Source organism: Umezawaea sp. (assembly GCF_036375055.1).
In the GTDB taxonomy this organism is placed as follows: Bacteria; Actinomycetota; Actinomycetes; order Mycobacteriales; family Pseudonocardiaceae; genus Umezawaea.
Genome location: NZ_DASUSQ010000173.1, coordinates 67,818 through 83,124 on the forward strand (window position 1 = coordinate 67,818; position 15,307 = coordinate 83,124).

The window sequence follows — 15,307 nt, forward strand, 5'->3', positions numbered from 1 at the left end:
CGCGGCCCCGACGACGATCACCCGGGGCAGACTGGCGGCATGACCGAGGAACTCGCCGTGCCCGCCGATGACCCCTACCTCTGGCTGGAGGACGTGACAGGGGAGGACGCGCTCGCGTGGGTGCGCGCCCAGAACGAGCGCACGCTGGGCGCGCTGAGCGGGTCCGAGGAGTTCGAGGCCCTGCGGGCGGGCGTCCTGGCCGCGCTGGACTCCGACGAGCGGATCCCGTACGTCCGGCGGCGCGGGGAGTTCCTCTACAACTACTGGCAGGACGCGGAGCACCCGCGCGGCCTGTGGCGGCGCACGACGCTCGACTCCTACCGCGACGAGCGGCCGGACTGGCAGGTGCTGCTGGACCTGGACGCGGTCGCCGCCGCCGAGGGCGAGAACTGGGTGTGGAAGGGCGCGGCCGTGCTGCGCCCCGAGTACCGGCTGGCGCTGGTGCAGCTCTCGCGCGGCGGCGCGGACGCCGTGGTGGTGCGCGAGTTCGACCTGGAGGCGGGCGACTTCGTGAGCGGCGGGTTCAGCCTGCCGGAGGCCAAGTCGTCGGTGGGCTGGCTGGACGCCGACCGCGTGTTCGTCGGCACGGACTTCGGGCCGGGCACGCTGACCAGCTCCGGCTACCCGAGGGTGGTCAAGGAGTGGCGGCGCGGCACGCCCCTCGACACGGCGACCGTCGTCTACGCGGGCAAGACCGACGACGTGTGGAACCGGGCGCACCACGACTCGACCGAGGGGTTCGAGCGGACGTTCGTGCGGCGCGCCATGACGTTCTACACCGCCGAGAAGTTCCTGCGCGCCGACGACGGCGGCCTGGTCCGGATCGAGGTGCCGGACGACGCCGAGACCGACGTGCACCGCGAGTGGCTGCTCATCGGCCTGCGCACGCCGTGGACGGTCGGCGCGACGACCCACCCGGCGGGCGCGCTGCTGGCGACCCCGTTCGACGACTTCCTCGCGGGCGGGCGGGAGCTGACGACCCTGTTCACGCCGGACGCGCACACGTCGCTGACCGGCCACGTGTGGACCCGCAACCACCTGGTGCTCAGCATCCTGCGCGACGTGCAGACCCGCATGGAGGTGCTCACGCCCGGACCGGACGGCTGGTCGCGGGAGCCGCTGGCGGGCGTGCGCGAGTTCGAGACCGCCGACGTCGTGGGCACCGACCCGCACCAGAGCGACGAGTACCTGATCTCCTCCAGCGGGTACACGGTGCCGTCCGAGCTGCGCCTGGGCCACGTCGGGGGCGAGGTCGAGGTGCTCAAGCGGGCGCCCGCGTTCTTCGACGCCGAGGGCATGACCGTGGCGCAGCACTTCGCCACGTCCGACGACGGCACCAGGGTGCCGTACTTCGTCGTCACGCCGCCCGGCGGGCCCGGCGGTCCGACGCTGCTGAACGCCTACGGCGGGTTCGAGGTGTCGCTGCGGCCCGGCTACAACTCCGCCGCGGGCCTGGGCTGGCTGTCGCGCGGCGGCACGTACGTGGTCGCGAACCTGCGCGGCGGCGGCGAGTACGGGCCGGAGTGGCACCAGTCCGCGCTGCGGGAGAACCGGTCCCGCGCCTACGAGGACTGCGCCGCCGTGGCCAGGGACCTGGTCGCGCGCGGCATCACCACGCCCGAGCGGCTCGGCATCCGCGGCGGCAGCAACGGCGGCCTGCTCGTGGGCGTGATGCTCACCCGCTACCCGGAGCTGTTCGGCGCGATCGTGTGCCAGGTGCCGCTGCTGGACATGAAGCGCTACCACCTGCTGCTCGCGGGCGCGTCGTGGATGGCCGAGTACGGCGACCCCGACGAGCCCGCCGACTGGGAGTTCATCAAGGAGTACTCGCCCTACCAGAACGCACGGGCGGGCAGGCCGTACCCGCCGACGCTGTTCATGACGTCCACCCGCGACGACCGCGTCCACCCCGGACACGCGCGCAAGATGGTCGCCAAGCTGCACGACCTGGGCTACGACGTGCCCTACCACGAGAACATCGAGGGCGGCCACGGCGCGGCGGCCGACAACGAGCAGTCGGCGTTCATGTGGGCGCTCACCTACACGTTCCTCTGGGACACGCTGGCGGAGTGAGCCCGCTCACCTGGCCGGGCCCGTCCGGGGACGCCGGCGGCGTCCCCGGACAAGAACCAGCGTGAACCGGATCGAGGAACGCAGAGCACAACGAGCGCGAGGCGCACCGGACGTGGACGAGACGCGTCCAGACCTGGCGAACGCGGAACCCGCGGCCGCGTTCGCCAGGCTGTTCGACACGCACGCCCGAGCGCTGCACGGGTACCTGGCGGGCCGCGTCGGCGTCGACATCGCGGACGACCTGGTCGCCGAGACCTTCCTGGTGGCCCTCCGCAGACGCGCCACCTACGACCCCGCGCAGGCCCCCGTCCGCGGCTGGCTGTACGGGATCGCCACCAACCTGGCGCGCAACCACGTCCGCACGGAGATCCGCGGCTACCGGGCCTCCGCACGCGTCTACGCGCTGCGGGAGGCGGGCACCGAGCACGACGCGCAGATCGTCGACCGCCTGGACGCCCAGCGGCACACCCGGCTCCTGGCCGACGGCCTGGCGGCGCTGAACGAGCAGGAGCGCGACGTGCTGCTGCTGACGTCGTGGGCCGGGCTCGAACCGGTCGAGGTCGCCGCCGCCCTCGGCGTGCCCGCCAGCACCGTCCGATCACGCCTGCACCGCGTGCGCCAGAAGCTCAAGGCGCACCTCCGCCCCACCGACGAGGAGAACCGCGATGACTGAGCGCGGCGACCACGAACTCGACGAGGCGCTCGCCTCGCTGCACCTGGAGGCCCGCGTGTCCGACCGCTCGCTCGACGACGCCCGCGCGAAGCTCATGGCCGAAGCGTCCTCGGCGAGCGCACCCGCCTCCTTTCCGTCGAAGTCGCCCTTCCGCAGGCGCGGGCTGGTCGTCGGCGTCGCCGCCGCGGCGGCCGCGCTCGTGGGGGGCGCCGTCGCCTTCGGCGGGAGCGGCGGGGCGCCGGAGCGGCAGCCCGCGGCGCAGTCGGCCCAGCCGACCACCTCGCAGCAGCCCACCAAGCGCGACGTGTCGCTGCTCTCGGCCTCCCAGGTGCTGAACGACACCGCGGACAAGATCACCGCGACGGACCCGGAGCTGAGGCCGGGCCAGTACCGGTACATCGAGGTCAGGGGTTCCTACCTGCGCGGATTCCAGGTCGGGACCTCGCAGGAGGTCGTGAGCGCTCCGACCGGCTACACGTACCTCGCCGACGTCACCTACCAGACCTGGATCCCGGGGGACGTGACGCGGGAGTGGTTGGAGAGGCGCGTCGCCGGTGACGCGAAGCTGATCGGCAGCTCCACGCCCGCGTCCGAGGTGCCCGCGTACCAGCCGGTGGACACCGACACGGGCGAGCGGCGCGGCGCGTGCGGCGACTTCTTCCCCAAGGCCCAGCCGAAGAAGGTCTGCGGCGACAAGACCGACATGGCGCAGCCCGCGTTCTACGAGGACCTCCCCCGCGACCCCGACCAGCTGCTGGCGTGGCTCAGGGACTACACCTCCCAGCGCGGCTCGGCCCCGACCACGATGTTCCACTTCGGCATCCAGTTCCTGACCTCCGGGATCATGCCCGCCGACCTGCGCGGACCGTTCCTGCGCGCGATGGCGAAGATCGACGGCGTGAAGGTCGTCGAGGAGGCGAGCACCCCGGACGGGCGCACGGGCATCGCCCTCGGCCTGGACAGCGACTCCGAGCGCCGCGACCTGATCGTGGACCCGGAGAAGGGCGAGGTGATCGGCGAGCAGACCGTCGCGAAGGAGCAGGCGGACTACCCCTGGATCAAGCCCGGCACCGTGACCGGCAGCGTGTCCGTGACGACGAAGGTCGCCGACGCGATCGGCGTGGTCCCCGCGTCCTAGTGACCTCGGGGAATAGACGCCGGTCTGCCTGGTGTTCACCTCAATGTTCATGCAAACGCATCGACTTTGGAAGAGGCACCATGCAGATCGGCGTCTTCACGGTCGGGGACGTCACCCCGGACCCCACCACCGGCACCACGGTCACCGAGCACGAGCGGATCAAGGCGATGGTCACCATCGCCGAGCACGCCGAGCAGGTCGGCCTGGACGTCTTCGCCACCGGTGAGCACCACAACAAGCCGTTCGTGCCGTCGTCGCCGACGACGCTGCTCGGCCACGTCGCGGCCCGCACGGAGCGGTTGATCCTCTCCACGTCGACGACGCTGATCACCACGAACGACCCGGTGAAGATCGCCGAGGACTACGCGATGCTCCAGCACCTCGCCGACGGCCGCATCGACCTGATGCTGGGCCGCGGCAACACCGCGCCGGTGTACCCGTGGTTCGGGAAGTCCATCCAGGACGGCATGGCCCTCACCGTCGAGAACTACCAGCTCCTGCGCACCCTGTGGGACAACGAGGTCGTGGACTGGGAGGGCAAGTTCCGCACCCCGCTGCACGGCTTCACCTCCACGCCGCGCCCGCTGGACGACCTGCCGCCGTTCGTGTGGCACGGCTCGATCCGCAGCCCGGAGATCGCCGAGATCGCCGCCTACTTCGCCGACGGGTTCTTCGCCAACAACATCTTCTGGCCGAAGGAGCACTACATCCGGCTGATCAACCTCTACCGCGAGCGCTTCGAGCACTACGGCCACGGCCGCGCCGACCAGGCGGTCGTCGGCCTCGGCGGCCAGGTGTTCATGCGCCGCAACTCCCAGGACGCCGTCCGCGAGTTCCGCCCGTACTTCGACAACGCGCCCGTCTACGGCCACGGACCGTCCCTCGAGGACTTCACCGCGCAGACGCCGCTGACGGTCGGCAGCCCGCAGGAGGTCGTCGAGAAGACGTTGACGTTCCAGGAGTTCTTCGGCGACTACCAGCGCCAGCTCTTCCTGCTCGACCACGCCGGCCTGCCGCTCAAGGTCGTGCTGGAGCAGCTGGACATGCTCGGCGAGATCGCGCCGGTGCTGCGCCGGGAGTTCGACGCCCGCAGGCCCGCCGACGTGCCGTCCGACCCGCCCACCCACGCGTCGAGGAAGCTGGCCCGTGACGCCGCCCCCGTCGGCTGAGCCCAGCCGCACCGAACTCGCCGCGGAGTCGTGGGAGGCGCTCTTCCGAGCGCAGTCCGCGCTCCTGCGGCGGTTCGCGGCCGACGACGTGTGGGACCCGATCAGCCTGCGGGAGTACGACGTGCTCTTCACGCTGAGCCGCAGGCCGGACCGGCGGGCCCGGCTGCGCGACCTGAACCGGGAGGTCCTCCTGAGCCAGCCTTCGCTCAGCCGCATGGTCGAGCGCCTGGAGGCGGCGGGCCTGGTCGCGCGCGAACCGGACCGCGCCGACGGGCGCGGCACGGTGGTCGTGCTGACCGAGGCGGGCGCGGCCGTGCGGCGCACCGTCGGCAGGCGGCACACCGCCGGCATCCGCCGCTACGTCGGCACGGCTCTGGACGACGAGGAGCTGCGCACCCTGCGGCGGCTGTGCGACAAGCTCAGGTTGGCCCAGGAGTCCATTCCGGACTAGCGGCCCAGAAGGCGGGGGCGTGCTCGCGCACCCACGACGCGAACGTGCGCGCGGGCACGCCCGTCACCTCCTCCACCGTGGGCAGCACCCGGTAGCCCGCCTCGGGCGGGTCGGTGCGCATGCGCAGGAAGAACTCGACCTCCTCCTCCGCGAAACCGCTCCCCCGCCACCCGGCCACCACCTCGTCCCTGCTCAACTCGACCAGTTCCACCTCACGGCCGAGCACGTCGGCGATGATCCGCACCCGCTCGCGCGGCGTCAGCGCCTCCGGCCCGGTGATCCAGTGGTCGAGCCCGTGGTCCGCGCCGGTCAGCCCCACGACGGCGACGGCCGCGATGTCCGCCTCGTGCACCAGCGCGCTCGGCACGTCCGGAAAGCCCTCCCGCACCACGCCCCCGGCCTTGATGGACTCCGCCCACTCCAGGGTGTTGGCCATGAACTCGACCGGCGCCAGGAACACCCGCTCCAGTCCGCTCGCCTCGATCGCCACCTCCAGCGGGCTCGGCTCCAGGTCGCCCTTCAGCACCGTCACCCGCCGCACCCCGGCCTCCTCCGCCAGCGCCACGATCTCCTCCGCCGTGGTCAACGGTCCGAACGCGGCGCTGTCGAAGGTGATCAGGTGCGCGGCGGTGACCCCGTCGAAGACCCCGTCGAGGCTGTCCACGTCCGCGAGGTCGCCCCGGACGACGTCGACGCCCGCGGGAAGCGCCGCCCGCGAAGGCTCCCTGGTCAGCGCCCGGACCCGGTGACCGGCGGCCGACAGCCGCCCGACCACGTGCCCTCCGACCGTCCCCGTCGCACCGGTCACCAGGATCGTCTTGTGATCAGTCATGGCGGTGAGGCTAGGAGCGGTGCAGGACGACCACCGCCCTCGATCAGCAGTAGGTCGTCTCCGCGGCGGTCACGAGCGCGTCGACCTGCTCCTCGGTCGTCAACCCGCCCCGCAGCGCGAGGTCGTCGACGACCTTCACCCTCGGCGTCCCCGCGGCCAGTGCGGCGCACACGCCCCGCGCGGTCTCGACCTCGGCAGCCCCGCTCGTGCTGGTGGGCACGCCCGCCGCCGTCAGCGCCTGGAGGAACAGCGCCGCCCTGTCCTGGAGCGGGGGCGGCTGGGGCGGGGGCGTCGCGGCGGGCGGGGAGCCGGTCGTGCCCGTCGCGGCGGCCGACGGCGGTGCCGCGGGGGTGCCGGACGCGGCGGGCTCCGAGGGCGCCGCACCGGCGGAGGACGTGGCGGAACCGGAGGTGGTGGTGGTGGACGCGGGGGCCGTGGTCGACGAGGAGTCGCCGCACCCGGCGGCGACCGCGACGACGACAGCGGCCAGGACGACGACGCGGCACCTCAAGGTGGACCTCCCCAGACCGTTGCCCGACACCCGCCCAGCACGCCCGACCGTAGCGGCCCGGCCGCCGACGCCGGACACGCGGTCCGGGCCGTGCGCCCGGACCGCGGGGCGGCCTCAGTTCAGCCGTCGGGTGCCCTCGGGGAGCCCGCCGCCCGCGACCACGTCGACCGCGAGGTCCTGCAACGCCGTCAGCGCCACCTGCTGGCTGAACGGCCCGTAGGAGACCCGCGCCACGCCCAGCTCCTCCAGCCGGGCCAGCGGCAGGCTCCCCGGAGCGCCGATCACCGACAGCCGCTGCGGCCCGAACGCCTCCACCAGCGTCGACACCGCGGCCTCGTCCAGCGGGCCGGGCACGAACACCACCGGCGCCCCGGCGTCGAGGAAGGCCTTGCCGCGCTCCACCGCGTCGGCCAGCACGTCGGCGGGGTCCCGGTCCCGGCCCAGCACGAACGCGTCCGTGCGGGCGTTGAGCACGAAGTCGACGCCCTCGGCCTCACCGGCCTTGAGCACCGCCTCGACGGCCGCCACGGCCTCGCCCAGCGGCTTCATCTGGTCCTCGATGTTGGCCCCGACGACGCCCACCCCGATGGCGCGCCGCACGGTCTCGCCCGGATTGCCGTACCCGGCCTCCAGGTCGGCCGTGACGGGCAGCGACACGGCCGCGGCGATCCGCCCCACGGCCTCGATCATCAGCGAGACGGGGATCTTCTCCCCGTCCGGGTAGCCGTACGAGGCCGCGATCGAGTGGCTGGCGGTGGCCAGCGCGGTGGTCCCCGGCACGTCGGCCACCACGGTCGCCGAGATGACGTCCCACACGTTCACCACCTTCAGCAGGGAGGGCGCGCGGTGCAGGTCCAACAACGTCGTGGCCTTGGAGGCGAGTGAGCTCATACCCCCGACCCTATTCGCCGCCCTCGTGCGCGCGCGGCGACCCTCGCGGAGGAGAATCCCGGTCCATGTCCTTCGCAGATGACGTGTCCGCGGCCGCCGCCAGGCTGCAGGGCGTCGCCCTGACCACCCCGCTCCAGCGCAACGACCGCCTCTCCACCGCGACCGGCGCCGACGTGTGGCTCAAGCGCGAGGACCTCCAGGTGGGCCGCTCCTACAAGCTCCGGGGCGCCTACAACCTCCTGGCCCAGCTCGACGACGCGGAACGCGAGGCCGGTGCCGTCTGCGCGAGCGCGGGCAACCACGGCCAGGGCGTCGCCTACGCGTGCGGCAGGCTCGGCGTGCGCGGCCGCGTCTACGTCCCCAGCACCACCCCCAGGCAGAAGCGCCAGCGCATCGCCTCCCTCGGCGGCGACGTGGTCGACCTGGTCGTGGAGGGCGACACCTACGACGACGCGGCGACCGCGGCGGCCGAGCACGCCGCGAGGACCGGCGCCACCGTCGTCCCGGCGTTCGACGACGTCCGCACCATCACCGGCCAGGGCACGGTGGGCCTGGAGGTCCTGGGCCAGCTCGGCCGCGCCCCGGACGTGGTCGTCGTCCCGGTCGGCGGCGGCGGTCTCCTGGCGGGTCTGGGCACGTGGCTGGCCGAACGCCACCCGGAGACCCGCCTGGTCGGCGTGGAGCCCGCGGGCGCGGCCAGCATGATCGCCGCGCTGGCCGCGGGTGGTCCGGTCACGCTCCCCGAGGTCGACACGTTCGTGGACGGCGCCGCCGTGCGCCGGGTGGGCGACGCGAGCTTCCCGCTGGTCCGCGACTCGGGCGCGTCGCTGGTCACGGTCTCCGAGGGCCAGATCTGCACCGAGATGCTCGACCTCTACCAGGTCGACGGCATCATCGCCGAGCCCGCGGGCGCGATGGCGTCGGCCGCGCTGGCGGAGTCGGTCTCCGTGGAGCCGGGCGAGACCGTCGTCTGCCTGCTCTCCGGCGGCAACAACGACGTCAGCCGCTACGCCGAGGTCGTCGAGCGCTCGCTGGTGCACCGCGGCCTCAAGCACTACTTCCTCGTCGAGTTCCCCCAGGAGCCGGGCGCGCTGCGCCGCTTCCTGGACGAGGTGCTCGGCCCGGACGACGACATCGTCCTGTTCGAGTACGTCAAGCGCGACAACCGCGAGACCGGCGCGGCCCTGTGCGGCGTGGAGATCGGCAGCCGCGAGGACTACGACCCGCTGTGGGCGAGGATGAAGGCCAGCCCGCTGAGGATCCAGCACGTGGCGCCCGGCACGACGGCGTACCGGTTCCTCATCTAGACACCGTCCACAGCTCGTAGGTGACCGACACGCGCGGGCCGCTCTCCAGCGGACCGGACACCAGCGTGGCGTGCACCGTGGCCAGCGCGCCCCGGTCGGTGACGACGCACAGGGTCGGGTGCTCCCCGAGTTCCCCCACGGCCAGCTCCTGCCGCGTGGGCTGGTCGAGGCAGTCCGCGGGCTGGTCGCCGCGGGGGAAGCTCATCTCGCCGTCGGCGAGCGCGTGCAGCGCGCAGCAGTCCAGGAGCACGTCGGCGCCCTCGCTCGGGAACGCTCCCCGATCGCGGTCGAGGTCGTACCCGGTCGACGCGCCGAGTTCCGCTCCCCCGGTCCGCACGGGACCCTCGACGCGGTATTCCACCGCGGGTCTCGCCGTGGTGGTGAGGGGAATCCCCTTCGCCGTCGTTGTGGTGTCCGGTTCGGTCCTTTCCGACGCCTTTCCCGAGGTGGGCGGAATTCCGGTGGTGCTGGAATCGTGCGCGGGTGGGGTGAATTTCTCGGAACCGTCGAGCACGATCGCGACCACCACGGCGCTGACTCCCAGCAGGAGTGCGACCAGGGCCACCACCAGCGCCTTCCGCCACGGGGGAGGCTGCGGGGCGATGTTCACCGAACCGATCCAACCGCCCTGGACCGAGGTTCCGCGCACCGAACCCGACATCGTGTTCTTGCTGCGCCCGCCGGAATGCGGGCGGGTCGAGGAATCGTCCTGGTACAGCGTCGCCTCCGGTGGACCGCGGATTCCCCGACCGCGGGAACCATTGTTCCACCACGACGTGCCGCGAGAAAGGGCGACGCGCGCTCACCTGACCTGTTCGGCGGTCTCCGCCTCGGCGATGCGCGCGTGCAGCCGTTCCCGGACCTCGTCCGGCGTGTAGGCCTGCCGCTTGCGCTCGGCACGGGCCACCACCGCCCCGGTCGCGGCCACTCCGACCACACCCGCGAGCCCCAGCACCTTCCACAGCTTCATCTGCCTAGGCTAGCGCCCATGGCCGAAACGCGGATCACCCTGGACGAAGCCGTCAACCTCACCCGCACCGGTGACGTGTGGCTGTTCCGGGGCGACTCGGCGGCCGACCGCGCGATCCGGATGACGACGAACAGCCCGGTCAACCACGTCGGCATGGCCGTGGTGATCGACGACCTGCCGCCGCTGATGTGGCACGCCGAGCTGGGCAAGTCGCTGACGGACGTGTGGACCGGCACGCACCAGCGCGGGGTCCAGCTTCACGACCTGCGCAGCGCGGTGCTGGTGTGGGCGAACAGGTACGGGCAGCGGGCGTGGCTGCGGCAGCTCGACCACGCGCACACCCGCGAGACCGACGACGCCGTGCTGAGGACGATCGCGCGGCTGGACGGGACGCCGTTCCCGTCCACGGCGAAGCTGGCGACGCGGTGGCTGCGGGGGCGGCTGCCGAAGCTGCGCCGGGGCGAGCCGGACGCGGCCCTGGAGACGGCGTACTGCGCGGAGGTCGTGGCGGTCACCTACGAGGCGATGGGTCTGCTGCCGACCGGTCGGCGGGTCAACTGGTACGACCCCGGCAGGTTCTGGAGCGGCGACGGGCTGGAGCTGGAACTGGGCGCGGAGCTGAGCGCGGAGATCGCGGTCGACATCCCGGCGTGAACGCGCTCGGCACGCCGTAGGACAATCGGACCCATGCAGGTTCAGACCGAGGCCGACTGGGTCTCCCGTTTCGCAGACGACGTCATCGCCGAAGCCGAACGCCGGGCGCCCGGCAAACCCATCGTCTGCGCGTCCGGCCTGAGCCCGTCCGGCCCGATCCACCTCGGCAACCTCCGCGAGGTCATGACGCCGCACCTGGTGGCCGACGAGATCCGCCGCCGCGGCCACGACGTCGTGCACCTGCTGTCGTGGGACGACTTCGACCGGTTCCGCAAGGTGCCCGTCGGCATCGACCCGTCGTGGGCCGAGCACATCGGCAAGCCGCTGACGTCCGTTCCCGCGCCCGAGGGCAGCGAGCACCCGAACTGGGCCGAGCACTTCAAGGCGCCGATGATCGAGGCGCTCGCCGAGCTGGGGATCGAGTACCGCGGCGTCAGCCAGACGCGGATGTACACCTCGGGTGCCTACCGCGACCAGGTGCTGCTGGCCGTGCGCGAGCGGGCGGCGATCGACGCCGTGCTCGACCGGTACCGCACCAAGGACAAGCCCGTCACGGAGCAGGACGACGAGGAGCAGTACTTCCCGTACAAGCCGTACTGCTCGGTGTGCGACCGCGACCTGACGACGGTCACGTCCTACGACGACGAGACGACCGAGCTGTCGTACACCTGCGTGTGCGGCCACGCCGAGACGGTGCTGCTCAGCGAGCACACGCACGGCAAGCTCGTGTGGAAGGTCGACTGGCCCATGCGCTGGGCCTACGAGGGTGTCGTGTTCGAACCGTCCGGTGTGGACCACACGTCCCCCGGCTCGTCGTTCGTCGTGGGCGGGCAGATCGTGCGCGAGGTGTTCGGCGGCAAGCAGCCGATCGGCCCGATGTACGCGTTCGTCGGCATCTCCGGCATGGCGAAGATGAGCAGCTCCAAGGGCGGCGTGCCCACGCCGGGCGACGCGCTGCGCATCATGGAGGCGCCGCTGGTGCGCTGGCTGTACGCGCGCCGCAAGCCCAACCAGTCGTTCAAGATCGCGTTCGACCAGGAGGTGCAGCGCACCTACGACGAGTGGGACGCGCTGGAGCGCAAGCTCGCCGACGGCACCGCGGTCGCCGTGGACGCGCTCGCCCACGACCGCGCGGTCCGCACGGCCGCGGGCCCGCTGCCCAGCACGCCGATCCCGATCGCCTACCGCACGCTGGCGTCCATCGTGGACATCACGACCGGCGACCCCGAGCAGACGCTGCGCATCATCCGCGACCTGGACCCCTCACGCCCGGTCGAGACGCTCGACGAGGTCCGCCCCAGGCTGGACCGCGCCGCGCACTGGATCACCAACCAGGTCCCGCTGGAGCAGCGCACCCGCGTCCGCGAGCACGCCGACGTCGAGCTGATCGCGTCGCTGGACGAGCAGCAGCGCGAATCACTGCGCCTGCTGGTCGCGGGGCTCGACACGCACTGGTCGCTGGACGGCCTGACCGACCTCGTCTACGGCGTGCCGAAGGACCAGGCGGGCCTGCCGAGGGACGTCAAGCCGACGCCGGAGCTGAAGGTCGCGCAGCGCGCGTTCTTCGCGCTGCTGTACCGCCTGCTGGTGGGCGTCGAAACCGGTCCCCGCCTGCCCACGCTGCTGCTGGCGGTGGGCGCGGACCGCGTGCGCAAGCTGCTGTCGGACTGAGCTGACCGGTGGGGGCCTCCGCGAGGAGGCCCCCACCTCCGTCCCTACGAGCCCAGCACGCCGTCCAGCACCGTCTGCGCCTCCTGCTGCAACAGCGCCAGGTGCTCCGGCCCCTTGAACGACTCCGCGTACAGCTTGTACACGTCCTCCGTCCCCGACGGCCGCGCCGCGAACCAGCCCGACTCCATCACGACCTTCAACCCGCCCACGGCCGCCCCGTTGCCGGGCGCGTTGGTCAGCCGGTCGAGGATCTTCTCCCCCGCGATCTCCTCCACGGCCACCTGCGACGGCGACAACGCCCCCAGCGCCGCCTTCTGCTCACGCGTGGCGGGCGCGTCGATCCGCGCGTACACCGGGTCGCCCAGCGACGCCGTCAGCTCCCGGTACCGCTCCGACGGAGTCTTGCCGGTCACCGCGATGACCTCCGACGCGAGCAGCGCGAGGATCAGGCCGTCCTTGTCGGTCGTCCACACCCGCCCGTCCCGCCGCAGGAACGACGCCCCGGCGCTCTCCTCGCCGCCGAACGCGATGGAACCGTCCAGCAGGCCCGGCACGAACCACTTGAACCCGACGGGCACCTCGACCAGCCGTCGACCCAGCGACGAGGCGACCCGGTCGATGATCGACGAGCTCACCACGGTCTTGCCGATGGCCGCGGAAGGAGCCCAGTCGGAGCGGTGCGAGTACAGGTGGTCGATGGCCACGGCGAGGAAGTGGTTCGGGTTCATCAGGCCGCCGTCGGGGGTCACGATGCCATGCCGGTCGGAGTCCGCGTCGTTGCCGGTGGCCACGTCGAACTCGGCGCGCCGCTCGATGAGCGACGCCATCGCGTACGGCGAGGAGCAGTCCATCCGGATGCGCCCGTCCCAGTCGAGCGTCATGAACCCGAACGCGGGGTCCACGACGGGGTTGACCACGGTGAGGTCGATGCCGTGCCGGTCGGCGATCTCCGACCAGTACGCGACGCTCGCGCCGCCCAGCGGGTCGGCGCCGATGCGCACGCCCGCCGAGCGGATGGCGTCCAGGTCGACCACGGACGGCAGCTCGGACGCGTAGAGGTCGAGGAAGTCGAACGGCTTGGCCGACTGGCGGGCCCGCGAGAGCGGGATGCGCTTGACGCCGACCAGGCCCGCTTCCAGCAGTTCGTTGGCGCGGTCCTGGATGCCCCTGGTGATGGTCGAGTCGGCGGGGCCGCCGTCCGGCGGGTTGTACTTGAAGCCGCCGTCCTCGGGCGGGTTGTGCGACGGGGTGACGACGACGCCGTCGGCGAGGCCGTCGACGCGACCGGCGTTGTGGACCAGGATCGCCAGCGACACGGCGGGCGTGGGCGTGTAGCCCTCGCGGCTGTCGACGAGCACCTGCACGTCGTTGGCCGCGAACACCTCCAGCGCCGTGACGAACGCGGGCTCGGACAGCGCGTGCGTGTCGCGGCCGAGGTACAGCGGGCCGGTGACGCCCGCCCGTGCCCGGTGCTCGCACACCGCCTGCGAGGCGGCGGCGATGTGGTCGTCGGTGAAGCCGGTCCTCAACGCCGACCCCCGGTGCCCGGAGGTGCCGAACGCGACCCGCTGCTCGGCGACCGACGGGTCCGGGTGCTCCGCGTAGTACGACGTGACCAGGTGGGCTACGTCGACCAGGTCGGCTCGCGTCGCGGGCTGACCGGCGCGCGGGTGGACTGCCACGGGTGTTCTCCTCGCTCTGGGCTGCGGGGTAGAGCAGACCCCTCCGCGCGCACCGAGGTCAAGGGGACACGTCGGGCTCTGCCTCGACGATCTCCGCGTCCAGGATGTCCACGATAGGGATCGTGTCGTCGCGCACCGCCGTCACGGTCGGCAGGGGCACGTCGTCGACGATGCCGTACTTCTCCTGGAGGTGCCGTTTGCGGTAGGCGTGCTCGGCGTCGTCCACGACCCGCGACAGCGTCTTCGCGTTCATGCCCGCCCCGATCAGCACGCCCACGACCGGCACGGCCTGGCCGAGCTTGCGCTGGGTGAGGCGGATGCCGAGCTGCGCGTAGACCTGCTCGACGACCTTGGTGACGACGTTCTGCCGCAGCTGGTCCCACGTGTGCTTGCGGGCGAGGCCCTGCACGAGCTTGTTCAGCTCCAGGTAGGCCGCGGCCTTGGTGACGTCCGACGACGTGCCCAGGTTCAGCACGCCGAGGGCGAACATCTGCTCCTCCGGCCGGGTCAGGTCGTAGCCGTAGTAGGCGGCGACGTGGGCGACCGCGCGCTGGCTCGCGACCAGCACGGCGGCGGCGTCGGCGGCCATCGCGCCGACCACGACGCCCGCGCCCGGTGCGCCGCCGCTGGCGAGCCCGAGCAGCTCGCCGCCGGAGACCGCGAGGCCCGCGGCGGCGCCCTGCACCGTGGAGGCGCTGATGTAGGCGATGTCGAGCCGGGGCTTGACGTCGTCGAGCACCTTGAGCGGCAGCTTGCGGATGTCCTCGATGCTCTCCACGGCGTGGCCGCGCTTCTGGAACGACTTGACCACCGCGCTCGACCGGACGCTGGCCCGCGCGGCGCGCGACCCGAGGTCGGTGAAGCCGCCGAGCGCCTTCATCAGCAGGTCCTGGAACTTCTCCGAGCCGGGGATCGAGTCGATGCGGCGCTTGGCGACCTCACCGGTCCTCTGGAGGCGGTTCCGCACGACAGCGGGCAGCAGGGAGCGCTCGGTGGTCTGCTCGCCCTCGATGAGCGAGGCCCACGCCCTGCTGTCGTACTCGGACATCCCGCTGCTGACCGACATCCCACCAACCTACCTACTCGTCCGTGATCGCGTTCGGTTCTCCGCCCCGGCGGGGTCGCCGCCAGGTAGGTACCCGTTCGCGCCCGCGGGAACCCCGGTGTCGATCAGCAGTGGCCCCGGTCGGGTTCCAGCCTGCCGACCGGCGGGGTCGAGCGCCTCGGGGAGGAACCCGGTCCGGGGTCGGGGCTCGACCCCGAACCGGCCTCGGGGTCGAGCCCC

15 protein-coding genes are annotated in these 15,307 nt (G+C 72.5%); 8 read left to right on the forward strand and 7 right to left on the reverse strand.

The annotated features are described in order from the left end of the window. Positions 1–57: 57 nt before the first annotated feature. The 5 genes from VFZ92_RS40975 to VFZ92_RS40995 all read left to right on the forward strand — a co-directional run bounded on the left by VFZ92_RS40975 (position 58) and on the right by VFZ92_RS40995 (position 5,504). Positions 58–2,073 carry a prolyl oligopeptidase family serine peptidase gene (locus VFZ92_RS40975; RefSeq protein WP_414720120.1) on the forward strand — a complete coding sequence of 672 codons (2,016 nt, stop codon included), beginning with the start codon at positions 58–60 and terminating at the stop codon, positions 2,071–2,073. 112 nt (positions 2,074–2,185) lie between these two features. Then, entirely contained in the window at positions 2,186–2,746 is a 561-nt protein-coding gene (locus VFZ92_RS40980) for an RNA polymerase sigma factor (protein ID WP_330883343.1), read from the forward strand. Then, positions 2,739–3,884 carry a CU044_5270 family protein gene (locus tag VFZ92_RS40985; protein ID WP_330883345.1) on the forward strand — a complete coding sequence of 382 codons (1,146 nt, stop codon included), beginning with the start codon at positions 2,739–2,741 and terminating at the stop codon, positions 3,882–3,884. The genes VFZ92_RS40980 and VFZ92_RS40985 overlap by 8 nt, the downstream gene beginning before the upstream one ends. 80 nt (positions 3,885–3,964) lie before the next feature. Continuing rightward, on the forward strand, positions 3,965–5,053 hold the full coding sequence (locus VFZ92_RS40990) for an LLM class flavin-dependent oxidoreductase (protein WP_330883347.1): 1,089 nt from the start codon (positions 3,965–3,967) through the stop codon (positions 5,051–5,053). Beyond that, positions 5,031–5,504 carry a MarR family winged helix-turn-helix transcriptional regulator gene (locus VFZ92_RS40995; protein ID WP_330883349.1) on the forward strand — a complete coding sequence of 158 codons (474 nt, stop codon included), beginning with the start codon at positions 5,031–5,033 and terminating at the stop codon, positions 5,502–5,504. The genes VFZ92_RS40990 and VFZ92_RS40995 overlap by 23 nt, the downstream gene beginning before the upstream one ends. On the opposite strand, the gene VFZ92_RS41000 is transcribed toward VFZ92_RS40995, so the two are convergent. From VFZ92_RS41000 to VFZ92_RS41010, 3 genes are all read right to left on the reverse strand, one after another. Further along, the gene (locus VFZ92_RS41000; protein WP_330883351.1) at positions 5,473–6,336 is read right to left on the reverse strand and encodes an SDR family oxidoreductase; all 864 of its coding nucleotides are present in this window, start codon (positions 6,334–6,336) and stop codon (positions 5,473–5,475) included. The genes VFZ92_RS40995 and VFZ92_RS41000 overlap by 32 nt on opposite strands. Before the next feature lie 43 nt (positions 6,337–6,379). After that, entirely contained in the window at positions 6,380–6,847 is a 468-nt protein-coding gene (locus VFZ92_RS41005; protein WP_330883353.1) for a DUF732 domain-containing protein, read from the reverse strand. 114 nt (positions 6,848–6,961) lie between these two features. Continuing rightward, entirely contained in the window at positions 6,962–7,738 is a 777-nt protein-coding gene (locus tag VFZ92_RS41010) for an isocitrate lyase/phosphoenolpyruvate mutase family protein (protein ID WP_330883355.1), read from the reverse strand. Positions 7,739–7,803: 65 nt separating this feature from the next. Between VFZ92_RS41010 and ilvA the strand changes: the two genes are divergently transcribed. Next, the gene (gene ilvA / locus VFZ92_RS41015; protein ID WP_330883357.1) at positions 7,804–9,045 is read left to right on the forward strand and encodes a threonine ammonia-lyase IlvA; all 1,242 of its coding nucleotides are present in this window, start codon (positions 7,804–7,806) and stop codon (positions 9,043–9,045) included. Here the strand turns inward: ilvA and VFZ92_RS41020 are convergent. Both VFZ92_RS41020 and VFZ92_RS41025 read right to left on the reverse strand, forming a co-directional pair. Further along, a complete protein-coding gene (locus VFZ92_RS41020) occupies positions 9,038–9,655 on the reverse strand; it encodes a hypothetical protein (RefSeq protein ID WP_330883359.1) in 618 nt (205 codons plus the stop codon). The genes ilvA and VFZ92_RS41020 overlap by 8 nt on opposite strands. 192 nt (positions 9,656–9,847) lie before the next feature. Beyond that, on the reverse strand, positions 9,848–10,015 hold the full coding sequence (locus VFZ92_RS41025) for a hypothetical protein (protein ID WP_330883361.1): 168 nt from the start codon (positions 10,013–10,015) through the stop codon (positions 9,848–9,850). A gap of 18 nt (positions 10,016–10,033) precedes the next feature. On the opposite strand from VFZ92_RS41025, the gene VFZ92_RS41030 reads away from it, so the two are divergent. Together VFZ92_RS41030 and lysS are read left to right on the forward strand one after the other, a co-directional pair. Next, the gene (locus tag VFZ92_RS41030) at positions 10,034–10,669 is read left to right on the forward strand and encodes a hypothetical protein (protein WP_330883363.1); all 636 of its coding nucleotides are present in this window, start codon (positions 10,034–10,036) and stop codon (positions 10,667–10,669) included. A 33-nt stretch (positions 10,670–10,702) separates the two neighbouring features. Continuing rightward, positions 10,703–12,340 (forward strand): lysine--tRNA ligase, encoded by a 1,638-nt coding sequence (gene lysS, locus VFZ92_RS41035; RefSeq protein WP_330883365.1) that lies wholly within the window; start codon positions 10,703–10,705, stop codon positions 12,338–12,340. A 44-nt stretch (positions 12,341–12,384) separates the two neighbouring features. Here the strand turns inward: lysS and pgm are convergent, their stop codons facing one another. Together pgm and VFZ92_RS41045 are read right to left on the reverse strand one after the other, a co-directional pair. Next, positions 12,385–14,022, reverse strand: a complete 1,638-nt coding sequence (gene pgm, locus VFZ92_RS41040; RefSeq protein ID WP_330883367.1) for a phosphoglucomutase (alpha-D-glucose-1,6-bisphosphate-dependent) — start codon at positions 14,020–14,022, stop codon at positions 12,385–12,387. Between the two features lie 58 nt (positions 14,023–14,080). Continuing rightward, positions 14,081–15,088, reverse strand: coding sequence for an EcsC family protein (locus VFZ92_RS41045; protein WP_330883369.1), 1,008 nt, complete (start codon positions 15,086–15,088; stop codon positions 14,081–14,083). Between the last annotated feature and the right edge of the window lie 219 nt (positions 15,089–15,307).